This is a genomic window from Klebsiella sp. OBRC7 (assembly GCF_000293135.1).
GTDB classification, from domain to species: Bacteria; Pseudomonadota; Gammaproteobacteria; order Enterobacterales; family Enterobacteriaceae; genus Klebsiella; species Klebsiella michiganensis.
In genome coordinates this window covers 218,836-241,948 of sequence record NZ_ALNJ01000140.1, presented here as the reverse complement: position 1 = coordinate 241,948, position 23,113 = coordinate 218,836, and the positions used below count along the sequence as shown (strand labels likewise).

At 55.2% G+C, this 23,113-nt stretch carries 21 protein-coding genes; 2 read left to right on the top strand and 19 right to left on the bottom strand.

Features of this window, described 5'->3' with window-relative positions:
* Positions 1-57: 57 nt before the first annotated feature.
* From nlpE to HMPREF1144_RS27155, 3 genes are read right to left on the bottom strand one after another with little or no spacing between them, the layout of a single operon-like run.
* On the bottom strand, positions 58-756 hold the full coding sequence (gene nlpE / locus HMPREF1144_RS27165; RefSeq protein ID WP_004098785.1) for an envelope stress response activation lipoprotein NlpE: 699 nt from the start codon (positions 754-756) through the stop codon (positions 58-60).
* Positions 757-797: 41 nt separating this feature from the next.
* On the bottom strand, positions 798-1,211 hold the full coding sequence (arfB, locus tag HMPREF1144_RS27160; RefSeq protein ID WP_009654569.1) for an alternative ribosome rescue aminoacyl-tRNA hydrolase ArfB: 414 nt from the start codon (positions 1,209-1,211) through the stop codon (positions 798-800).
* Positions 1,208-1,753, bottom strand: coding sequence for a YaeQ family protein (locus tag HMPREF1144_RS27155; RefSeq protein ID WP_004098780.1), 546 nt, complete (start codon positions 1,751-1,753; stop codon positions 1,208-1,210). The genes arfB and HMPREF1144_RS27155 overlap by 4 nt, the downstream gene beginning before the upstream one ends.
* A gap of 196 nt (positions 1,754-1,949) precedes the next feature.
* Here HMPREF1144_RS27155 and HMPREF1144_RS27150 point away from each other — a divergent pair, with 196 nt between their 5' ends.
* The gene (locus HMPREF1144_RS27150; protein ID WP_004098778.1) at positions 1,950-2,150 is read left to right on the top strand and encodes a YaeP family protein; all 201 of its coding nucleotides are present in this window, start codon (positions 1,950-1,952) and stop codon (positions 2,148-2,150) included.
* A complete protein-coding gene (gene rof, locus HMPREF1144_RS27145) occupies positions 2,137-2,397 on the top strand; it encodes a Rho-binding antiterminator (protein ID WP_004098776.1) in 261 nt (86 codons plus the stop codon). Before HMPREF1144_RS27150 ends, rof begins: the two co-directional genes overlap by 14 nt.
* Before the next feature lie 15 nt (positions 2,398-2,412).
* On the opposite strand, the gene tilS is transcribed toward rof, so the two are convergent.
* The 16 genes from tilS to ispU form a co-directional block, all read right to left on the bottom strand.
* Complete coding sequence (gene tilS / locus HMPREF1144_RS27140) at positions 2,413-3,714, bottom strand: tRNA lysidine(34) synthetase TilS (RefSeq protein WP_042928607.1); 1,302 nt, start codon at positions 3,712-3,714, stop codon at positions 2,413-2,415.
* A gap of 69 nt (positions 3,715-3,783) precedes the next feature.
* The gene (locus HMPREF1144_RS27135; RefSeq protein WP_004098774.1) at positions 3,784-4,173 is read right to left on the bottom strand and encodes a VOC family protein; all 390 of its coding nucleotides are present in this window, start codon (positions 4,171-4,173) and stop codon (positions 3,784-3,786) included.
* 62 nt (positions 4,174-4,235) lie between these two features.
* On the bottom strand, positions 4,236-6,374 hold the full coding sequence (locus HMPREF1144_RS27130) for a lysine decarboxylase LdcC (RefSeq protein ID WP_004098773.1): 2,139 nt from the start codon (positions 6,372-6,374) through the stop codon (positions 4,236-4,238).
* A 75-nt stretch (positions 6,375-6,449) separates the two neighbouring features.
* Positions 6,450-8,240 carry a chitinase gene (locus HMPREF1144_RS27125; protein ID WP_009654564.1) on the bottom strand — a complete coding sequence of 597 codons (1,791 nt, stop codon included), beginning with the start codon at positions 8,238-8,240 and terminating at the stop codon, positions 6,450-6,452.
* Between the two features lie 189 nt (positions 8,241-8,429).
* Positions 8,430-9,389: an acetyl-CoA carboxylase carboxyl transferase subunit alpha gene (accA, locus tag HMPREF1144_RS27120; RefSeq protein ID WP_004098771.1), complete on the bottom strand. Its 960-nt coding sequence runs from the start codon at positions 9,387-9,389 to the stop codon at positions 8,430-8,432.
* A gap of 12 nt (positions 9,390-9,401) precedes the next feature.
* The gene (gene dnaE, locus HMPREF1144_RS27115) at positions 9,402-12,884 is read right to left on the bottom strand and encodes a DNA polymerase III subunit alpha (protein ID WP_009654544.1); all 3,483 of its coding nucleotides are present in this window, start codon (positions 12,882-12,884) and stop codon (positions 9,402-9,404) included.
* Positions 12,885-12,922: 38 nt separating this feature from the next.
* On the bottom strand, positions 12,923-13,519 hold the full coding sequence (gene rnhB / locus HMPREF1144_RS27110; RefSeq protein WP_009654596.1) for a ribonuclease HII: 597 nt from the start codon (positions 13,517-13,519) through the stop codon (positions 12,923-12,925).
* On the bottom strand, positions 13,516-14,664 hold the full coding sequence (lpxB, locus tag HMPREF1144_RS27105; protein ID WP_004098764.1) for a lipid-A-disaccharide synthase: 1,149 nt from the start codon (positions 14,662-14,664) through the stop codon (positions 13,516-13,518). Before lpxB ends, rnhB begins: the two co-directional genes overlap by 4 nt.
* A complete protein-coding gene (lpxA, locus tag HMPREF1144_RS27100) occupies positions 14,664-15,452 on the bottom strand; it encodes an acyl-ACP--UDP-N-acetylglucosamine O-acyltransferase (protein WP_004098763.1) in 789 nt (262 codons plus the stop codon). The genes lpxB and lpxA overlap by 1 nt, the downstream gene beginning before the upstream one ends.
* Before the next feature lie 3 nt (positions 15,453-15,455).
* Positions 15,456-15,911, bottom strand: a complete 456-nt coding sequence (fabZ, locus tag HMPREF1144_RS27095) for a 3-hydroxyacyl-ACP dehydratase FabZ (RefSeq protein WP_004098761.1) — start codon at positions 15,909-15,911, stop codon at positions 15,456-15,458.
* Between the two features lie 102 nt (positions 15,912-16,013).
* Positions 16,014-17,039 carry a UDP-3-O-(3-hydroxymyristoyl)glucosamine N-acyltransferase gene (gene lpxD / locus HMPREF1144_RS27090; RefSeq protein WP_004098759.1) on the bottom strand — a complete coding sequence of 342 codons (1,026 nt, stop codon included), beginning with the start codon at positions 17,037-17,039 and terminating at the stop codon, positions 16,014-16,016.
* 3 nt (positions 17,040-17,042) lie between these two features.
* Positions 17,043-17,528 (bottom strand): molecular chaperone Skp, encoded by a 486-nt coding sequence (gene skp, locus HMPREF1144_RS27085; protein WP_004098757.1) that lies wholly within the window; start codon positions 17,526-17,528, stop codon positions 17,043-17,045.
* A gap of 130 nt (positions 17,529-17,658) precedes the next feature.
* On the bottom strand, positions 17,659-20,088 hold the full coding sequence (gene bamA, locus HMPREF1144_RS27080; protein WP_042928600.1) for an outer membrane protein assembly factor BamA: 2,430 nt from the start codon (positions 20,086-20,088) through the stop codon (positions 17,659-17,661).
* 31 nt (positions 20,089-20,119) lie between these two features.
* Entirely contained in the window at positions 20,120-21,472 is a 1,353-nt protein-coding gene (gene rseP, locus HMPREF1144_RS27075; RefSeq protein WP_004098753.1) for a sigma E protease regulator RseP, read from the bottom strand.
* A gap of 11 nt (positions 21,473-21,483) precedes the next feature.
* The gene (gene cdsA, locus HMPREF1144_RS27070) at positions 21,484-22,341 is read right to left on the bottom strand and encodes a phosphatidate cytidylyltransferase (protein WP_009654636.1); all 858 of its coding nucleotides are present in this window, start codon (positions 22,339-22,341) and stop codon (positions 21,484-21,486) included.
* A gap of 12 nt (positions 22,342-22,353) precedes the next feature.
* On the bottom strand, positions 22,354-23,112 hold the full coding sequence (ispU, locus tag HMPREF1144_RS27065; protein WP_004098751.1) for a (2E,6E)-farnesyl-diphosphate-specific ditrans,polycis-undecaprenyl-diphosphate synthase: 759 nt from the start codon (positions 23,110-23,112) through the stop codon (positions 22,354-22,356).
* Position 23,113: the final 1 nt, after the last annotated feature.

The following is a 23,113-nucleotide window of genomic DNA, read 5'->3' as shown; positions in this document are numbered from 1 at the left end:
CTTTGAATGCAAAAAGGCCTCGCGTTTGCGAGGCCTTTCTTTTTCCACAGGTAACCATTACTGATTACAGTCTTTACCTGGAATAAATTTAATATTTTTATCCGCCATCAGCGTTTTTACCATCTCGCCGTTGTCCGGATTCGCTTCCAGCGCAAAGTGCCCCTCGACCACCAGCAGCACCGGGCGAGTATCCGTTCCGCGCGCCGCGGCATAATCACGCTCGAGCTGCGCGTTATTCGCGACCGCCACTCGCTTGCCGGTTGCGCAATCGGTAAAGGTCGCGGCATCCGCCATATAGAAGTACATTCCGCGCATCGCCATTGGCGTGATGGGCAGGCTGGCTTTGACTGACTCAAGCGTATAGTTCAGCGTAGACTCGATGGGATTACCGTCGCGATCGAGCATTTCCAGCTTGTCGCCCTTCGCCCGATAGTAAGACTTCTCGCCTTTGCTGTCGGTCAGCACCAGCTTATCGGCCGTGCGCGCCCAGGTGCCATAGGAAGCAAAGGAGGAAGGCTCACGACTGACGCCCTGATACCGCTCATTCATCACCCAGGTACCGTCTTTCTCAAGAAAGAGCGAAGTTTCGATACCTTCGCAGTCGGCGCACGGCAGCACGCCGCGCCAGCTCTGCTGCATCGGCTTTAGTTCTTCCATCGGCGCCGGTTGTAGCGTGTCCATCTCCGCGCGATGGTTACAGCCGAATAGGGCAAAAAGCGAGCACGCCGCCACGACTGAAAATACGATTTTCTTCACTGTAAATTCCTTATTATCCATTCCACCGGTTCGCCATGCCTTTAATGACGAACTTTCCCACGCAGCGCCTTAACTGAGGATTTTTGCGCCTTTGAGGCAAGCCGGCGCTCTTTTGACGCTCTGGTCGGTCGCGTCTCCCGGCGGCACTTCTGCACTGCAGTTAATTCTTGTATTAAGGCAACCAGACGCGCAATCGCCGCTTCGCGATTCATCTCCTGGCTGCGATATTTCTGAGCCTTAATGATAACCACACCCTCGGCAGAAATTAAGTGATGGCTGGAGGTAAGCAGACGTTCCTTATAATACTCAGGCAAGCTCGATGCCTTAATATCAAAGCGTAAATGGATAGCCGTCGATGCTTTATTGACATGCTGACCGCCCGCCCCCTGGGCGCGTATCCCGGAAAGCGAGACCTCGTCATCCGCAATCGCCACGCTGCGGCTAATCGTAATCATGCGGATGTTTGCCAGGCCGTTAAATGAATTTCCAGATTATTCTTAGCGTCAGATAGCCAGATAGCGCCATCCTGGATAGTCGCCTGTAGCGACATTGTCCGATCGGCAAAAGCACTGAGCTGCGCCAGCTGAGTATCATCTAAATACCATACGGTTAGCTTTGAAAACTGTGCCATTTTGCTTTTATTTTGCTGCCACCAGATTTCTGCCGCCCGGCTATTATAGGCAAACAGCGCCACCTCTTGCGCCCGCGAGCAGGCTTTTTTAATCCGCCGTTCGTCCGGCAGCCCCAGTTCGATCCACAGATCAACGCCCAGATGATCGTTTAGCAGCCAGAGTTCAGCTTCATCATCGGAAGACAAACCGCGGGTAAACTGCAGACGCTCGTCGGCGTATTTCATCCACGCCAGCAGGCGCAGCATCATGCGCTCCTGGGTTTCTGACGGATGCTGGGCAAGCGTCAAACTGGCATCCAGAAACTGGTTGCGGTCCAGGTCGGCCACGTTCACCGTCGCTTTATAAATCGTCGCTTTCAGCGCCATGAGGAAACTCCTGATAAAAATGGCGTTCATTGTAGCGAAACTGGCGGCAAAAGGCTGTCAGCAATCGCAGGATCCCCTTTCATCCTGCTGATATTGCTTAAATGACTATGGTATAGTCACCTTGCTAAACAGAGTTTATCTTCGTAGGCTTAAACTTACATCCCACGGTTAAGTCAGAACGCTGACAGGAGGGCATGTGGACAAATATTGTGAGTTAATACGCAAGCGGTATGCGGAAATAGCCAGCGGGGACCTTGGATATATCCCGGATGCGCTAGGTTGCGTGTTGAAAGTATTGAATGAGGTTGCGGCGGATCAGGCCCTTGCTGAGTCAGTCAGGGAAAAGGCCGCATATGCGGCGGCAAACTTACTGGTGAGCGATTATGTCAATGAATGATACTTATCAACCCATCAATTGCGATGATTATGACAACCTCGAACTTGCCTGTCAGCACCATCTGGTCCTGGCGCTGGAGCTCAAAGATGGCGAACAGCTGCAAGCGAAGGCCAACGATCTTATCTCGCGAAAAAATATCGAGTATCTCGTCGTGGAGCTCGCCGGCGACGTCCGCGAACTGCGCCTGGATAAAATCGCCAGCTTCAGCCATCCGGAAATCGGTACGGTAGTGGTCAGCGAGTCCTGAAGCAAAACGGGTGGCTCAGCCGCCCGTTTTCATCCACATCATCTGCACGCCTTCACCTTCCTGAACTTTCCCATCGACGGTAATAAACAGACCATCGGCTGCGGCGATAAGCGTTTCGCCGTAAAACAGCAGCGGCGTGGTATCGCGCCGCCAGGGAGCAACGTTGAGCTCCTGCCAGATTTTCTTCAGCTTGCGGCCGCCCTGGCGACCGACGATATGCAGATTACCGCTGGCGCGAAAACGAATAGTGACCGCTTCATCCTGGCGCGGGCCGCGTAACGGGCCGCCGGCCAGGAGCTTCAGTTCGCCAAGACCGTCGGGTAACGGCAGCGGTCTGGCAATATCGCGCCATGCCAGCACCTTCTCGCTCTGTCCGGGGAGATATTTCACCCAGTGCAGCCGTTGCTGATAGCGACGAACGGCGAAATGGCCAAGGCGCAGACAGGGATACGCATCCTCGCGCGCCATCGCCACTTCGCGCCAGATACGCTCCGGCATCTCGCGCGAAGGCATCGGCGCATTGAGCCCAGCCAGCCAGCGGCGCAGCAGCGCGGCCCGACGCGGCGCGCTCATGGCCGCCAACGGTTCGATAGTCAACCCGCCATCCTCCGCCACCAGCGTTGCCAGCTCCGCCGCCAGCATTTCATCCAGCAGCTGTTCCTGCTCGCCGCACAGGTTGGCGCTGCGCGCTACGGCCTCGGCGAAGTGCGGCCAGCGAGCGTTAAGTAGCGGAACAATTCGCAGGCGGAGAAAATTGCGATCGTAGGCGTCGTCCTGGTTACTTTCGTCTTCAATCCAGCTGAGCTGATGGGCTATCGCCCACCGGTGCAGGGAGTCGCGGCTTTCGTTAAGCAGCGGACGCAGCAGTTTCGTCCCGGCAAAATCGGACTCGCCGGCCATCGCCGAAAGCCCGGTTGGGCCGCTCCCCCGCTTAAGCGCCAACAGAAAGGTTTCACACTGGTCGTCAAGATGCTGTGCCGTCACCAGCACTTCGCCGGGCATCAGCGCCGAACGGAAAGCCTGATAGCGCGCCTGACGCGCGTGGGCCTCAATCCCCAGCCCCTCATCGGCGAGCGCCACCCGTTCAACCAAAAGCGGTACCTGCCACTGCTGGCATATTTGTCGGCAGTGCGCCACCCAATCGTCGGCGTTCGCGCTGAGGCCGTGGTGAATATGCATCGCCCGCAGCTGAACGGTAGGATCCTGTTCGCGCCAGCGAACCAGGCGATACAGGAGCACGCTCGAATCCAGCCCGCCGCTAAAGGCCACTAAAAAATGGCGGTGCGGCTGTAGCGTTTGCGCCATGTCTGGGATCATCATCATGAGAGTATTAACTGAGGAAAGCGTGTCCGGCACGTTACCCGGCAGAACACGCCCTGACAAGAATTACTGCTGATAAATCTCCAGCGGTAGCCCGTCCGGATCGTTAAAAAAGGTGAATCGTTTACCGGTGAAGGGGTCGATACGAACGCCTTCACAGGCCACGCCGTGGGCCTCAAGATGCGCAACGGCAGCATCGACATCATCAACGCTAAACGCCAGATGGCGCAGCCCGCAGGCTTCGGGGCGGCTCGGACGCGCAGGAGGAAACGGGAATGAAAAGAGTTCAATGACATATTCGCCATTCAGCGCCAGATCGCCCTTCCATGAATCACGCTCCTGGCGATAGAACTCGCCCTGCAGGGTGAACCCCAGAATGTCGCAGTAGAAGGCTTTACTCTTCGCATAATCCGTCGCAATGATGGCGATATGGTGAACCCGTTTTAAACCCAGCATGGTACAACTCCTCCAGTTGAAGCCAACAACGTTACTCGTTCAGTTCGTGAGTGCGCAAGCGCTTAGTCATTTTTTAAGACTCGAACCCAGTACACGCCGTCTTCATCGCGTTTCGCGCCGTGGATATCGGTTTCGAAACCCGGATAGTGGCGGCCGATGGAGCACAGCATGAGCAGGAAATTGAGCACCGCGCGGCTCTCTTCGGCGATCATCTCACCGGGCATCAGCAGCGGCACGCCGGGCGGGTACGGTAGAATCATATTCGCTGAAATACGCCCGACCAGATTCTCCAGTTCAATGGTTTCCACTTCGCCTTTAATCTGCCGCTGCCAGGCCTGATGCGGCGTCATTTTCATCTCCGGCAGGACGTCGAAAGCGCTAAGCATCAGCTGCGAGAGCTGGTGCTGGCGAATCAGACGATGAATACCCTGGGCCAGATCCTGAATACGCATGTTGCGGTAAAAATCCGGATCTTCGGCGTACAGATCCGGCAGCATGTTTTTCACCCGTAAATTGAGATCGTAAGCGCGTTTGAACTCGGTCAATCCGCGCAGTAGCCCCATCGCTCGGGTTTTATCTATACCGATACTGAACAGGAACAGCAGGTTGTACGGCCCGGTTTTTTCTACCACCACGCCACGCTCATCAAGGAACTTCGCCACCAGCGCGGCCGGAATGCCTTCGCTATCCATGTTGCCCTGCTCGTCCATACCGGGCGTCAGAATGGTGACTTTCACCGGATCGAGGAACATATGGTCGTCATCGGCGTCCTGAAAGCCATGCCACCTTTCTCCGGGTGAAACCGGCCAGCACTGCGCTTCCTCCACCTCTTCCGGCTGCCAGATATCAAAAAACCAGCCGTCAGACTCTTCGCGCAACCGCTGCACCTCTTTGCGAAAATCCAGCGCCCGCTCAATCGAACGCTGAATCAGTCGTCTGCCGGAGTTGCCGCGTAGCATGGCGGCAGCAGTCTCAATGGAGGCAACGATCGGGTAGCTCGGGGAGGTCGAGGTGTGCATCATAAAGGCTTCATTGAAGGTATCCTCATCATAGCTGCCTTTAATATGAATCAGCGAAGCCTGCGATAGCGCGGCCAGCATTTTATGCGTCGACTGCGTTTCAAAGATCACTTTCCCCGCAATGCGATCGCCGCTCATCCCGCTTTTACCCTGATAGATCGGATGAAAATGGGTATAGGGCACCCAGGCGGAATCAAAGTGGATTGACGGTACGTCGAGGGTCTCTTTGATCCAGGTGGTGTTATACAGCAGTCCGTCATAGGTGGAGTTGGTGATCACCGCATGCACAGGCCACCCGGCGCCGCCTGTCGCATTAACCTTTTGCTGAATACTGTCGCGGGTAAATTCGCGCTTGGGTATGCCGCCGAGGATCCCTAGCGCATTGCGCGTCGGCTTTAGCCACAGCGGCACCACGTCGCTCATCATCAGTAAATGAGCCAACGATTTATGGCAGTTGCGATCGATAAGCAGGGTGCTGCCCGCCGGAGCGGAATACATACCGACAATCTTATTCGACGTCGAGGTTCCGTTGGTCACCATATAGCTCTGTTCGGCGCCGAATGCGCGGGCAATATACTCTTCCGCCTCCAGATGCGGACCGCTATGATCGAGCAGCGATCCCAGCTCCGTCACGGAAATAGAGACGTCGGCCTTTAGGGTATTCCCGCCAAAGAAATCGTAAAACAGACAGCCCACCGGGCTTTTTTGATATGCCGAGCCGCCCATATGCCCGGGGGTACAGAAAGTATATTTCCCCTCCTGCACATAGTTGAACAAGGCTTTGGTAAACGGCGGGGTTATGTTGTCGAGGTATTCGCGGGTGTATTGACCGATGCGGGTAGCGATCTCTTCCGCCAGCCCCAGCGCGTATTCAAAGAACCATAGCGTCATGCGCAGGTCCTGGCTGCTGACGTCCATCGTCGAATGGGCGTTGATAAATGCGTACAGCGGCAGATATTCATTTAAGCAATTAATATCGCTGCACAGATCAACGCTGTATTCATCCCAGTCAAAAATAACCCCGCAGATCCGCGGATTATGCTCGATAAATTGCAAAAGATCGGCGCTATTTTGCGGCCAGATGGTCTGGAAACCTTGCCGTTGCAGGGCGGCTTCCAGTTCTTTGATCGGTTCGTCTTTATAATAGACGCCGTGGGGACCCATGATCGCAATGATATTCACGCTTTCCTCCTGAATTTACCTGAGGAAAGCATCATATCACCCCGCCAGCGCTAAGCACTGGCGGATTTATCTCTATTACAGCGCTTTCCACGCATCGCCCCAGGCAATGCCTGCGCCGGGCTCATAGTAGGTCGGCGCCACGTTGCACCACGCCCCTTCAGGTAGCGGTTTACACTGATACAGCGCGCCGTGGTTATTAACGATATCGCCCGCTTTCCAGGTCTGGGTACTGCTCCAGGAAGGATAGCTGATGGTGTCGCTGTCTTTGCCATCGGTCGTTTCATCCGCAGCAGCAGCTTTAGCCTTCACGTTCAGGGTGTACGTTGCCGTGCTGGACAAGGTCCCGTCGCTTACCGTCAGGCTCACCACATATTGTGCATCGCGATCTTTTTCCGGAGCGGTAAAGGTGATAACGGCTTTATCCTGTCCGCTGATAGTCTGGCCGTCCTGCGACATCCAGGTATAGGTGAGCTTATCGCCATTCGCATCGGTAGAGCCCTCCGCGCTCAGGGAAACCCTGGCACCCGCTTCGATAGCGCCAATCGGACCGGCGATACGCGCAACCGGCGCCACGTTAGTTTCCTGCGCAGGCGTGGTATCGTCAGGCGTCGCCGGGGTGGTATCCTCGGCCTGGCCGGTATCGTCGATGATATTGACGTTGAAGTGGCTCTGGACGCACTTCGCATAGTCACCTTGTTTAAAGGCGCTATACGGCGTCTGGTAGCCCACCAGCTGGCAGGCGTTAGTCTTGCCGTCAGCGGTGTCCGGGCTCCATCCCCAATCCTCTTCCCAGTAAATCGGTAACGCGCCCGCGCCGCCTTCATCGAACTGCTTCATATTCTTACAGCCGAGCACTTCATCATCAGCAATCGGCACTTTCAGGTAGTTTGCGAACTCTTTGTAGTAGGCAATACGGTTCAGAGACTGCGCGTTCTCCTCCGCCCCGCCGCACTCGACGCCGCCGTTGATAATTTGAATGGTGACCCCAAAGCCTTCAACCAGGCCACTCGCTTTATCATGATCGTTTGGTACCCAGGTTCCGTCGATGACGTGCAGCATAGAGGGCTTCGGCGGCTGCGGGTAAACGAAGAAGAACACCGCGCTCGCCAGGTTCATCCAGGTATCCGCCACCCGCTCCGGTTTATCCAGCAGTGGACGAACGTCGCCATCGTACATGGCATCGGAGAACGGGCCGTAGTTGTAGTTATAGGAGAGCTGTTTTGCACCGCGGCCAAAATAGCTCAGGTAGTCGCCGTCTTTATCTTTACCGCAGGGCCAGGTCTGCCCCTGCCAGATATCCGGGTTACACTCCCCGTTGTAGCCGCCTTTCTGACCTTCAACCCAGCCCACTTCACGGAGATAAACCAGCGCCTGGCGCCACTCGGGAATATCGCGCCAGCTTTCGTGGCCGCCGGTTTCCTGAGCAAAGTGGGCAAACATGGTTGCCAGAGATTTACGGCATATGGCATCGCTATCGCGTCCGTCGGTATAGGTCCCGCAAACCGCAGGGAATTTACCAATAGCTTTCAGAAAGTTAGAGTAGGTATATTCTGCCGCACGCATCGGGAACAGATACTCCCAATCCTTTTCGGACAAGATGCTTTCCACACGCTTCACGTTTGCCGGGTTGGTCGCCAGACCCGGCTCGATTTTTTCAACTTCGCTATTCGGCAGCGTTTGAATCGATGATTTTACCGATGCCATAAGCGGAAAGTCGGTTAAGGCTTTTTCTCTCGCGGCCAGGTCACTCGCCTTGATGGTTGTCGCTTCCGTTGCGCCAAGCAACGGTGTGGCCTGTGCGGCCCCCAGGCTTAACATGATCCCTGCGGCCACGGCGCTTAATGCGACGGTTTTATGCAATGCCATAGTATTTCTCCTTATCCTTGTTAACGGCCTGCCAGGTCGCAATCCCTGGCAGTTGCTGCAGTTTTAAGGGAGATCGGCATCATCGGCTAATCACATTAGCTCTTATTCATCTCATCTCGTCTCAGTAAACAACACATAAAAAAAGGGCCGGAAAAACCGGCCCTTAGGGATAAAAAATGAGTCAGATAATCAGGCGTAGCCGTAGCTCATCAGACGCTGATAGCGACGGTTCAGCAGATCTTCTTCGCTCAGAACATCGAGGTCAGCCAGATCGGCCAGCAGCTGCGCTTTCAGAGAGGCGGCCATGACTTCCGGATTACGATGCGCGCCGCCCAGCGGCTCAGGAATGATGGAGTCGATCAGCTTCAGCTCTTTCAGACGCGGGGCAACAATCCCCATCGCCTCGGCGGCCAGCGGCGCTTTGTCGGCGCTTTTCCACAAAATTGAGGCACAGCCTTCCGGGGAGATAACGGAATAGGTGCTGTACTGCAGCATATTCACTTTATCGCCCACGCCGATTGCCAGCGCGCCGCCAGAACCACCTTCACCGATAACGGTGCAGATAACCGGGACGCTCAGGCGCGACATTTCACGCAGGTTGCGGGCAATCGCTTCAGACTGGCCGCGCTCTTCCGCACCGACGCCCGGATAGGCGCCCGGGGTGTCGATGAAGGTGATGATCGGCATTTTAAAGCGCTCGGCCATTTCCATCAGGCGCAGCGCCTTACGATAGCCTTCCGGCGCCGGCATACCGAAGTTGCGGCGAATTTTCTCTTTGGTTTCGCGCCCTTTCTGGTGGCCGATAATCATTACCGGACGCCCGTCCAGACGCGCAATCCCGCCGACGATAGCTTTATCGTCAGCATAGGCACGGTCACCGGCCAGTTCGTCGAATTCGTCGAAAGCCAGGCGGACATAATCCAGGGTGTACGGGCGACGTGGATGGCGCGCCAGTTGCGCAACCTGCCATGCACCAAGATCGGCGAAGATCTTGCGCGTCAGCTCTACGCTCTTTTCACGCAGGCGATGCACTTCTTCATCGATATTAATATCCAGTTTCTCATCCTGGCGGCTAACCGCAGTCAGAGAATCGATTTTCGCTTCCAGCTCTGCAATCGGCTGTTCAAAATCAAGGAAATTCAGACTCATAGTATTCCTGTATTAGTCAAACTCCAGTTCCACCTGCTCCGAGCCGATAAGGCCACGCAGATCGTTAAGTAAACGATCGCTCGGAGAGACGCGCCATGTTGCGCCAAAACGCAACCGCGCGCGTGCATCCGCCCTCTGATAATAGAGGTGTACTGGAATAGTTCCCGAACGGTGGGGTTCCAGAGACTGACGGAGTCGGTTTAAAAGCTGGTCATCAATTTGCCTGTCCGTCAGCGAGATAGCAAGCCCGCGAGCATATTTTTCCCGGGCTTCGTCAATGTCCATGACTTCACGAGCGGTCATTTTAAGCCCCCCGCTGAAGTCATCAAAGCTGACCTGTCCGCTGACGATAAGTATGCGGTCTTTTTCCAGCAGCTGCTGGTATTTATCCAGGGCGTCGGTGAACAACATCACCTCCAGACGCCCGGAACGGTCATCCAGCGTGCAGATGCCGATACGATTGCCGCGCTTGGTGACCATGACCCGCGCGGCAATAACGAGCCCGGCCGCCGTGGTCACTTTACCACGATCGGTCGGATGCATGTCTTTGAGTCGTACGCCGCCTACGTAGCGCTCGATCTCTTTCAAGTACTGGTTAATCGGATGCCCGGTCAGATACAGCCCCAGGGTCTCCCTTTCGCCATCAAGCACCACCTGTTCCGGCCACGGCTGGCAGCTGGCGTAGGACTGTTCGATTTGCTCCGGCTCTTCTGCCAGCACGCCAAACATATCCGCCTGGCCGATGGCTTCGGCTTTGGCGTGCTGATCGGCGGCCTTCAGCGCATCGCCCAGTGAATTCATTAATGCCGCGCGATGCGGCCCGAGGCGGTCGAACGCCCCGGACATAATCAGTTTTTCCAGCACCCGGCGGTTGAGCTTTTTAATATCCGTACGCGCGCAGAGATCGAACAGTTCGCGGAAATAGCCGCCCTGATTACGGGCTTCAATGATCGCTTCTATCGGACCTTCGCCGACGCCTTTGATGGCACCGATACCATAAACGATTTCACCATCGTCGTTAACGTGAAAATGGTACAGGCCGGAGTTAATATCCGGCGGCAGGATTTTCAGCCCCATCCGCCAGCACTCATCCACCAGGCCGACGACTTTCTCGGTGTTATCCATATCCGCGGTCATCACCGCCGCCATAAATTCAGCCGGATAGTGCGCCTTCAGCCACAGCGTCTGATAGGACACTAAAGCATAAGCGGCGGAGTGCGATTTGTTAAATCCATAACCGGCGAATTTCTCCACCAGGTCAAAGATTTTAATCGCCAGTTCGCCGTCAACGCCGCGCTTTCTCGCCCCTTCTTCAAAGGTGCCGCGCTGCTTGGCCATCTCTTCCGGCTTTTTCTTACCCATTGCACGACGCAGCATATCCGCACCGCCGAGGGTATAGCCGGAAAGCTCCTGGGCAATCTGCATGACCTGTTCCTGGTACAGGATGATGCCATAAGTTGGCTCCAGCACCGGTTTCAGGCATTCGTGCTGCCACTGCACGTCCGGATACGATATCTCTTCGCGACCGTGCTTACGGTCGATAAAGTTATCCACCATCCCCGACTGCAGCGGCCCCGGACGGAACAGGGCCACCAGAGCGATCATATCTTCGAAGCAGTCAGGCTGCAGACGCTTGATCAGATCCTTCATACCGCGCGATTCAAGCTGGAAAACGGCGGTGGTTTCCGAACGCTGCAGCATGTCGAAGCTTTTTTTATCGTCCAGCGGGATAGCGGCGATATCCAGCGGCCCCTCGCCGTTCTTCTCGCGACGGGCGTTGATCATCTCCAGCGCCCAGTTAATGATGGTGAGCGTACGCAGACCGAGGAAGTCGAACTTCACCAGCCCGGCATATTCAACGTCGTTCTTATCAAACTGGGTAACCGGATGCTGGCCCGCTTCATCGCAGTACAGCGGGGCAAAATCGGTTATTTTGGTGGGCGCAATCACCACCCCGCCCGCATGTTTACCGGCGTTACGGGTGACCCCTTCGAGCTTACGCGCCATGTCGATCAGCGCTTTAACCTCTTCGTCCGCCTCGTAAATCTCCGGCAGCTGCGGCTCGGCTTCAAACGCTTTCGCCAGCGTCATACCCGGATCGGGCGGTACCAGCTTGGAAATGCGGTCCACAAAGCCGTACGGGTGGCCCAGCACGCGGCCAACATCGCGGATAACCGCTTTCGCCGCCATGGTGCCGAAGGTGATAATCTGCGAGACCGCATCGCGACCGTACATGTCCGCGACGTGTTCAATCACCTGGTCGCGCTTCTCCATACAGAAGTCAACGTCGAAGTCGGGCATGGAGACACGTTCCGGGTTAAGGAAGCGTTCGAACAGCAGGTCGAACTCCAGCGGATCGAGGTCAGTAATTTTCAGCGCATAGGCCACCAGCGATCCGGCGCCGGAACCACGTCCCGGCCCTACCGGCACGCCGTTATCCTTCGACCACTGAATAAACTCCATAACGATCAGGAAGTAGCCCGGGAACCCCATCTGGTTAATCACCTGCAGCTCAATATCCAGGCGTTCATCATATTCAGGACGGCGTTTAGCCCGCTCATCCGGATCGGGGAACAGGAATTCCAGACGCTCTTCCAGCCCCTCTTTGGATTTCTTAACCAGATAATCTTCGGTGGTCATATCCCCCGTCGGAAACTGCGGCAGGAAGTACTCGCCAAGGCGCACGGTCACGTTACAGCGTTTGGCGATCTCCACGGTGTTTTGCAGCGCTTCGGGAATATCGGAAAAGAGCTCGCACATCTCCTCTTCGCTGCGCATATACTGCTGCGGCGAGTAGTTGCGCGGACGCTTGGGATCGTCGAGAGTAAAGCCGTCGTGGATAGCCACGCGGATTTCATGGGCGTCGAAGTCGCCCGGCTCAAGGAAGCGAACATCATTGGTCGCCACCACCGGTAGGCCGCGGGTTTCCGCCAGTTCTACCGCTGCATGCAGGTAGGGCTCTTCATCCTGACGGCCTGTGCGAATGAGCTCAAGGAAGTAGCAATCAGGGAAATGTTGTTCATAAAAATCAACGCACTGATCCACCAGCGCCATGTTTCCGCGCAGCAGGCTACGACCCACGTCGCCCATACGCCCGCCGGAGAGCAAAATCAGCCCTTCTTTTAATTCGATCAGCCAGTCGCGATCGATAATCGGGCCTGCCGCGCCGTAGCCGCGCTGATAGGCTCTGGAGATCAGCAGCGTCAGGTTTTGATAGCCGGTATTATTCGCAGCCAGTACCGTCAGCTGGCTCAGTTCATCGCCAAGCAGATCGCTCTGGACGTGGAAATCGGCCCCGACGATGGGTTTAATTCCGGCACCGTGCCCTGCTCCGTAGAACTTCACCAGCCCGCAGAGGTTGGTAAAATCAGTGATCGCCAGCGCAGGCATGCCGAGCGCGGCCGCCTTTTTTACCAACGGTCCGGTTTTCGCCAGACCATCGATCATGGAATAGTCGCTGTGCACCCGCAGGTGTACGAAACGTGGTTCAGCCATCTTCAGATTCCGCGTTACTTAATTGCTTGCGTGTCAGTTCAGGACGCCAGGCCCAGCGCGCGTTTCACCGGGCCAAAGCTGCGCCGGTATTGCTCGATTACGCCATGTTCCAGCAGCTTTTGCAGATGAAAAGCGGTGGGATAACCTTTATGTTGCGCAAAGCCGTACTGCGGGAACTCCCGGTCCAGTACGGCCATTTCAGCATCGCGCGTCACTTTAGCCAGAATAGACGCGGCGCTGATTTCCGCCACTCGGCTGTCGCCTTTGACGACCGCCAGTGACGGCACCGGCAGCGGCGGACAGCGGTTACCATCAATAAGAACAAACTCAGGGGAAACGCGCAAACCGGCAACGGCGCGCTGCATGGCCAGCATGGTCGCGTGCAAAATATTCAGCTCATCGATTTCATGCGGCTCAGCGCGACCGAGGCTCCAGCACAGCGCTTTTTCTTTGATCTCGTCAAATAGCGCAAGGCGGCGTTTTTCGCTTAGCTTTTTTGAGTCGTTAAGACCGACGATCGGCTTTGCCGGATCGAGAATAACCGCGGCGGTCACCACCGCGCCAACCAGCGGGCCGCGTCCGACTTCATCGACTCCCGCAACCAGATGGGTATGCGGATATACGAATTCCATCATTTTGCTAACTCCAGTACGGCATCCGCCGCCTGCTCATCAGCGTTGCAGCGGATCTGCTGATGCAGCGCGCGGAAGGTTTCATGCATATCGTGGCTGGTTTTTCCATCGGCCAGCAGCGGCTTCAGCGCCTCGGCCAGCGCCTGCGGCCGGCATTCATCCTGCAGCAGTTCTTTAACCAGTTCGCGCCCGGCCAGTAAATTCGGCAACGACACATAGTCGGTCTTCACCAGCCGTTTCGCCAGCCAGAAGGTAAACGGCTTCATCCGATAGCCGACAACCATCGGACACTTAGCCAGCATACACTCCAGCGCAGCCGTGCCGGAGGCCAGCAGCGCGGCATCGCTGGCGATCATCGCATCGCGCGCCCGGCCGTCGAGCAGGTGTACGGCAAGATCCGGCGCCGTTTCCGCTTTGATGCGCTCGAACTGTTCCCGCCGCTTTGCGTTGACCAGCGGGACAACCACTTCCAGGTCGGGATAATGGTCTCGCAGGAGCTGCGCCGTTTTCAGAAAATCAGCGCTGAGCATCTCAACTTCCGCTCCGCGGCTTCCCGGCAGCAGCGCCAGGCAATGCACGTTACGATCGATCCCCAGACGGTCGCGCGCCGCGCCTTTGTCCGGGTCCAGCGGCATCGCATCCGCCATCGTGTGGCCGATAAACCGGCAGGGAACGTTGAATTTGTCATAAAACGCTTTTTCGAAAGGCAGAAATGCCAGTACCAGATCGGTGGATCTGCCAATTTTGAAAACGCGTTTTTGCCGCCATGCCCACACCGAGGGGCTGACGTAATGGATGGTTTTGATACCCTGCTTCTTCAGATTACCTTCGAGGGTGATATTGAAGTCAGGCGCATCAATGCCGACGAATACGTCTGGCTTGAGCTCGGTCAATCGACGGGTGAGATCGGCGCGAATATGCAGCAGACGGCGCAGGCGACCCAGCACTTCCACAATGCCCATCACCGCCAGCTCTTCCATCTCATACCAGGCTTCGCAGCCTTCCGCCTGCATCAACGGCCCGGCAACGCCGACAAAGCGGGCATCAGGTATGCGGGCTTTGAGCGCGCGGATAAGACCGGCACCAAGAATATCGCCGGAGGTTTCTCCGGCGACCAGGGCAATCGTCAGGGGACGCAATTCAGCCATTAACGAATCAGGCCGCGCGTGGAGCGGGCAAAAAAGTCGGTAAAGGTCTGCACTTCGGGATACTGCGCCGCCAGCTCGGCAATTTCAGCTTTCGCTTCGTCCAGCGTTTTACCGCTGCGGTACAGCAGCTTATACGCGTTACGAATCGCAGTGATCGCCTCACGGCTGAAGCCGCGGCGTTTCAGCCCTTCGATGTTGACGCCAAACGGCGTCGCGTGGTTGCCCTGCGCAATCACGAACGGCGGAACGTCCTGCGCTACGCCGGAGCAGCCGCCCACCATCACGTGTGCGCCAATAATGCAGAACTGATGCACGGCGGTCATGCCGCCGATGATAACAAAATCATCCAGCGAAACGTGGCCTGCAAGGGTCGCGTTATTGGCCAGAATACAGCGGTCGCCCAGCGTACAATCGTGCGCCACGTGGGCGTTGATCATCAGCAGGTTATCGCTGCCCACCTTCGTTAATCCACCGCCCTGTACTGTGCCACGATGAATGGTGACGCTTTCGCGGATGCGGTTGCGATCGCCAATTTCCACGCGGGTCGGTTCACCAGCATATTTCAGATCCTGGTTAACTTCGCCGATGGAAGCGAACTGATAGATCTCGTTATCGCGGCCAATTTTGGTATGGCCGTTGATGACAACGTGAGATTTCAGTACGGTACCTTCGCCAATTTCGACGTTAGCACCAACAATACAAAACGGGCCAACGTGGACGTTAGCGCCAATAACGGCGCCTTCTTCTACAATGGCGGAAGGATGAATAAAGGCGGTTTTATCAATCACGTATCAGGCCTCCCGGCTACGGGCACACATCATCGTTGCTTCGCAAACCACTTTTCCGTCAACGGTTGCAACGCCTTTAAAGCGAGTCAGACCGCGGCGGGTTTTTTCAAAAGTGACTTCCATAATCATCTGATCGCCAGGCACGACCGGACGTTTGAAACGCGCTTCGTCGATGCCGGCAAAATAATACAGCTCGCCCGGTTCCAGTTTTCCAACGCTTTTGAATGCCAGAATGCCGGTGGCCTGAGCCATAGCTTCGAGAATCAATACGCCCGGTAAAATCGGCTTACCAGGGAAATGCCCCTGGAAAAATGGCTCATTTACAGAAACATTTTTAACTGCGCGTAGAAAACGACCTTCTTCAAAATCCAGCACGCGATCGACCAGCAGGAACGGGTATCGGTGAGGCAGAAGTTCCAGAATCTCTTCAATGTGCAGAGTATGAGTGTCAGTAGTCAAAATACTCTTCCTGTCTAAATATCCTAAAAGGCAATAATAACACGGCCTGCGGCAATCTCATGAATGCAACAGGCCGAAAATTCAATGTGGCTGGATGCAGCACTAATCTTGTTGATTAACCTTGCGCTCAATGGCTTTGAGGCGCTTGCTCATATCATCAATATTCAGTACCAGCGCAGCAGTCTTACGCCAGACCTTATTCGGCTGCAGCGGGATACCTGAAGAGTAAACCCCTGGCTCGGTGATAGGACGCATAACCATTCCCATCCCCGTGACGGTGACTTTATCGCAGATTTCCATATGACCGTTGATCACGCTGGCTCCGCCAATCATGCAGTAGCGGCCGATCTTCAGGCTACCCGCCATGATGACGCCGCCAGCAACCGCGGTGTTGTCGCCAATCACCACGTTGTGCGCAATTTGACACTGGTTATCAATAATCACGCCGTTACCGATGACGGTGTCGTCCAGCGCACCACGGTCGATGGTCGTACAGGCGCCAATCTCCACGCGATCGCCAATAATCACGCGACCCAGCTGTGGGATCTTAACCCAGTTGCCGCGATCGTTCGCGTAGCCGAAGCCATCAGCGCCAATCACCGTGCTGGACTGGATCAGGCAATTCTCGCCGATCTCAATGTCGTGGTAAACGGTGACGTTGGCCCATAAACGCGAGCCGGCACCTATTTTCGTATTTTTCCCAACGAAGCAGCCCGCGCCGATAACCACGTTATCACCGAGGATGACGCCCGATTCAATCACGGCGTTTGGGCCAATCGCCACGTGGGTACCCAGCTTCGCCGTCGCATCGATGACCGCGCTGGGCGCGATATCCTGCGCCGGCTGCGGCGTGGTATCAAGAATTTGAGCCATGCGTGCGTAGGTCAGGTAGGGATTACGCACTACCAGCGCGGCGCGATGAGCAAAAGGTAAATCATCCTGCGTCATCACGACGGCAGATGCCTGGCAAGCGGCCAGGTGTTCACGGTACTTAGGATTTACCATGAAAGTAATATCGCCCGCTTGTGCGGACTGCATGGACGCAACGCCGGTGATGACGATATCGCCATCACCGTGTAATTCTGCATCCAACTGCTGGGCTAAATCAGCCAGTCGAATTGAAGGCATTACTTATTTAACCTGTTTCAGCACATCAGCAGTGATGTCTTTTACATCGCTGCTGTTGTATGCAACGGCATTAGAGTCAACAACCAGATCGATGCTCTGATCTTTAGCCACGCTCTGTACAGCGCTCTGAATACGAGTCACCAGCTTGCCGCGCTCTTCGTTAGAACGACGTGCACGATCCTGTTCGAAGGACTGCGCTTTCTGGGAGAAAGTCTGGCGCTGAGCCATCACGTCTTTTTCCAGTTTGGTACGGTCAGAGCCCGCTTTCATGGACTGCAGACGCTGCATTTTAGACTGCAGGTCGCCTTCCATACGCTGCAGCTCGCTCGCGCGGCCTTTAAACTCGTTTTCCAGCGTGTTAGAAACGCCTGTTTTCTGGGCAACCTGTTGGAAGAGGCTGTTCATGTTAACCATTGCAATTTTATCTGCCGCCTGAGCGGAAGTTACCATTGCTAAACCCAGACCTGCAGCTAATAACCACTTTTTCACAATTAACTCCTTACCATCCCATGAGTACCCAGGGGTACCGTTATTTGCGTGGCCAGGCGATAATCTCAGTTATCGCCAATAGTCAGCGCTATACTGCAACTGCACTTACATTCCATTGTAGCCAATACCATTACCAGGTTTTACCGATGTTAAACTGGAACTGTTCGGCTTTGTCTCCATCGTACTTTTTAAACGGCTGAGCGTAGGAGAATACCAACGGCCCTAACGGCGACATCCACTGTACTGCGATACCCGCAGACATACGGATATTGCTTGGATCGCTGTAGTCCGGGTAACCACCATATGCGGCTGAATCCCAGTGAGTATCCCACACGGTACCCATATCCCAGAAGACGGAAGTACGTACCGAGTTCGCATATTTATCGCTAATAAACGGCGTCGGGGTGATCAGCTCAAGGCTGGCAACCGCCATGGCGTTACCGCCCACCGCATCATTGGATTTACACGGTGCGGACTCGCTGCTCTTACATTCGTTATCGTAGCTGCTGTCGTCGTCATGACGGCTGCTGGCCGGGAAATAAACCGCTTTCGGACCGATAGTATTGGACTGGAAGCCACGCACGGTGCTTGAACCACCGGCATAGAAGTTCTCATAGAACGGCATCTCTTTACCGCCCAGACCATCGCCATAACCAAAGCGGGTACGACCCAACATCACCCATTTATGATCGTCATCGATCGGTACATAGGTCGCGGTATCGAGCGTCGCTTTGTAGTATTCGTTATCCGATCCCGGAATCGTCACTTTACCGTTCAGGTTGACGCGTGAGCCTTCGGTCGGGAAGAAGCCACGGTCGAGCTTGTTATACGTCCAGCCGTAGTTGAAGGTGAAGTCGTCAGCGCTGAACGAGTTTCTGTCGTTGGTGTTGTCCGGATACTGCCCCATCGAATTCAGATAACGCCACATGGATACCTGAGGCTGCATGTTGGACAGCTTGTTATGCACATAGCCCAGGCCCGCGCGCAGCGTATTGTATTCGTTAACCGGGAAGCCCAGCGTGATGTCTGTACCATAGCTTTTATTGGTATAGTCAGACAGGTCCGCATCGTTAGCGTCGAAGTCGTTATAGAAAACACGACCGCCGAGGCTGACGCCATCCACGGTAAAGTACGGGTTCGTTACCGACAGTTCAGTATAGGTCTGATAGTCGTTTTTGGTGCCGTTAATCCCAACGGAATAGCCGGTACCGAGCCAGTTATCCTGCTGAACGCCGGCCTGGAAGCTGACGCCGCTTTCCGTACCGTAACCAACGCCGAAGTTAAAGCTACCGGTGTTACGCTCTTTAACCTTATAGACCACGTCAACCTGATCCGGGCTACCCGGAACGCGCTGCGTATCGGTATCAACCGTTTCAAAGTAGCCTAAACGGTTCAGACGATCTTTACCCTGATCGACCAGGTCGCTGCCCAGCCAGGCGCCTTCCATCTGACGCATTTCGCGACGCAGAACGGCATCTTTCGAGGTATCGTTGCCTTCGAAGCGAATTTTACGCACGTAGTAGCGATTACCCGCATCGACGTTCACGTGCAGCTTCACGGTCTTATCGCTATCGTTGATTTCCGGCTGGGACTGAACGCGCGGATAGGCATAGCCGTAGCGACCGAGGAGTTTCTTAATGTCATTCTCCATTTTGGTCACTTTGGTGCCGTTATACAGCTCGCCCGGCTCCACTTTGGTCAGCGCTTCGATTTCAGCCGAATGCCCCGCCAGATCACCCGTCACCTGGACACCGGAAAGCTTGTACTGATCGCCTTCGGTAATGTTGATGGTGATGTAGATACCTTTTTTATCCGGCGTCAGGCTAACCTGCGTGGAGTCAATGTTGAAACGAGCATAGCCGCGATCCAGATAGTAGCTGCGCAGCGTTTCAAGATCTCCCGCCAGCTTCTGTTTCTGATATTTACGATCGCCCACCACGTTCCACCACGGCACTTCATCGCGCAGCTGGAAGGTAGAAATGAGTTCATCGGTGCTGAATGCGTGGTTGCCGACGATATTAATCTGCTGGATTTTCGCCGAGACGCCTTCCTGGAATACCAGCTTCAGGTCGACACGGTTACGCGGCAGCGGCGTCACGACAGCTTTAACGCTGGCGCTGTACTTACCGACGCTGTAGTAGAAATCCTCCAGCCCCTTTTCGATATCAGCCAGCGTGGTGCGATCGAGGGATTCCCCTACGCGTACGCCGGATGCCTCAAGGTTTTGCTTGAGCATGTCATCTTTCACCGACTTGTTACCGGAGAAAGTGATGCTGGCAATCGTTGGACGCTCTTTCACCTGCACCAGCAGGGTATCACCATCGCGCAGTACGCGGACGTCCTCAAAGTTGCCGGTGGCAAACAGAACACGGATGGTGTTACTGATATCATCATCGGTTACGGTATCGCCAGGACGCACTGGCATACTGAGGAGGGCCGCACCAACAGCGACTCGCTGAAGGCCTTCGAAATGAATGTCCTTCACCACGAACCCGTCAGCACCGTATACGGTTGCGCTGCTAAACAGCAGCGACGCTATGAGCAACTTTTTCATCGCCATCGTTATTATGCGTTCTTCCTAACAAACTCTCTTACAACCGAGAGAAATCATTGAAAAGTGCAAGCCCCATTAACAGCACCAGCAATATTGAGCCAATGCGATAACTAAAGTCTTGAACTCGCTCGGATACCGGCCCGCCTTTCAGCTTTTCAATCGCCAAAAACAGCAGATGTCCCCCGTCGAGAACGGGAAGCGGGAACAGGTTGATTATGCCGAGGTTCACGCTGATCAGCGCAAGGAACATCAGATAGTAAATCAACCCAAATTCCGCTGACATCCCAGCCCCCTGGGCGATAGAAATCGGCCCGCTGAGGTTGTTCAGTTTGACATCACCGGTTATCAATTTGCCCAGCATTCGGACCGTTAACGACATCAGCTGCCAGGTTTTATCCGTGGCTTCAGCGATGGCGGCAAACGGCCCGTACTGACGCACTGTCTTATATTCATCAGGCAGCGGGATGACCTTAGGTACGACCCCTGCAAACCCCTCTGCTTTGCCTTTGGTAGACTTCGTATCCGGCGTCAAGGTCACCGACAGGGGGCTACCCTGCCGCTCGATGTCCAGAACTAATGCCCTACCCGGATTATCACGCACCAGATTAACAAACGTCATCCACTGCGCTAACGGTTGACCATCGACTTTAACGATCCTGTCGCCCGCTTGCAAACCCGCCTTCTGCGCCGCCGAGTCAGATTGTACTTCAGCCAGGACGGTATCAATCTGCGCGCTGCGAGGCTGAATGCCCAACGAGGCAACCGGATCTTGTTTATCCGGCTCAAACGCCCAGTGCTGCAGATCGAGGATTTTATCCTGACGTTGATTGGTCCCGAAAGGGGCGACCGTAACTATTGTTTGCCGATCGCCTATCTTCGCCACCAGCGCCATACGTACTGCATCCCAATCAGGCGTTTCGATGCCATCTATCGCTTTAAGTTCCGTTCCTTTTGCAATTTGTGCTTGCGCGGCGATGGAGTTGGGCGTTATGTCGCCAACGACCGGACGCACGCCTGGCACGCCGATAATAAACACCAGCCAGTAGGCAAAAATGGCAAAAAGGAAGTTCGCGATTGGCCCCGCGGCAATAACGGCGGCGCGCTGCCCGACGGTTTTGTTGTTAAACGCGGAGTGACGCATCTCTGGCGCCACGGGCTCAACGCGTTCGTCAAGCATTTTGACATAACCGCCCAGCGGAATAAGGGCGATAATAAATTCCGTTCCTTGCTTGTCAAAACGGCGCCACAGCGCTTTGCCAAAGCCGATTGAGAAACGCTCAACGCGGATACCGCAGCGGCGAGCAACCCAGAAATGGCCAAACTCATGGACGGTGATCAACACGCCCAGCGCAATAATAAAAGCAGCCAAATTCCAGAGAACGCTCAGCATAAAACCTTCCGTCAAATCGTCCTGAAAACCAACAAGAGTAGGCAAGCAAACACGGGCACCGCGGCCGTCAGGCTATCGATACGATCGAGGATACCGCCGTGACCGGGAATCAGATTTCCGCTATCTTTAATGCCAGCTTCGCGTTTAAACATGCTTTCGGTCAGGTCGCCCAGTACCGAAGCCAGGGCCGCGACAATAGAACACACCAGCAGCACCATCGGCGTGACATTCAGATGGGCCCACCAGCCGTAAGCCCAGGAGATAACCGCTGCCGTTAATAGACCACCGAAAAAACCCTGCCAGGTTTTACCCGGAGAAACCTTCGGCGCCAGCTTATGCTTACCGAACATTTTTCCGAACATGTAAGCGCCGGAATCCGCGCCCCAGACCAGAATCATCACGTACAGCAACCACAGCGCACCGCTATAATGGTCATCGGTGTAATGCCAGGCCCGAATCGCCAGCATGCCCCAAAAAAACGGCACGATGGTCAGGACGCCAAAAATCAGACGGAGCGTTTTTGAATTGCGCCAGAAAGCCGCTGAAGCGGGGTAAGTCAGCACTAAAAGCAGCGCGACGACCCACCAGCCTAATGACGCCCATAGCGCGCCCTCAACCAGCGGTTGATGAACGTCATAATGGTATTCCGGCATCAGGAATAGCATCAGCGCCAGCAGCAGACCGCAAAGCACTGACAGCCAGACTCGCTGGGTAGTTGAAGTGAAACCGCTAAATTGCCCCCACTCCCACGCGGCGAGCATACAGACGACTAGCGTAACGATGGCAAAACCCGCGGGCGGCAGTAAAAAAAGCGCCGCAATAACAACGGGTATTAAGACGAAAGCAGAAATCAGGCGATACTTCAGCAAAAGTGACCCCCATCAGGCATTGTTGCCGCCCGGCTCAGTGCCGCCGAAGCGACGCTCTCGATTAACAAAGGCATGGAGTGCACCTTCAAAGTCCTGTTCAGCGAAATCGGGCCAAAGAACATCCGTAAAGTAAAGTTCGGCATAGGCAATTTGCCAAATCAAAAAATTACTAATGCGATGCTCTCCCCCGGTCCTAATAACTAAATCTACGGGAGCCAGTTCATGCATGCAGACCTGCTGGCTCAGCATCTCTTCTGTGATTTGCTCGGGCTGAAGCACCCCGTCTTGCACCTGTTTGGCCAGATGACGAACGCCCTGGACAATATCCCAGCGGCCGCCGTAGTTCGCCGCAATATTCAGGGTCAAACCGGTGTTGTTCTCAGTCAGCGCCTCCGCTTTGCGAATACGCTCCTGGAGACGCGCATTGAAGCGCGTGGTCTCGCCGATAATACGCAGGCGCACATTATGTCGGTGCAGACTTTTCACTTCGCTATCCAGCGCCCAGACAAACAGCTCCATCAGCGCGCTGACTTCCTGCGCCGGGCGATTCCAGTTTTCACTGCTGAACGCGTATAACGTCAACGCTTCAATACCATTATTCGCCGCGAAAGAGACGGCGCGGCGAACAGATTTAGCGCCGGCTTTATGGCCAAAGGCGCGGATCTTTCCTTGCCGTTTTGCCCAACGCCCGTTGCCATCCATAATTATGGCCACATGACGGCAGCCATGCGCAGGCAACATTTCGCTGACAGTTTGATTAGCAGACAACATA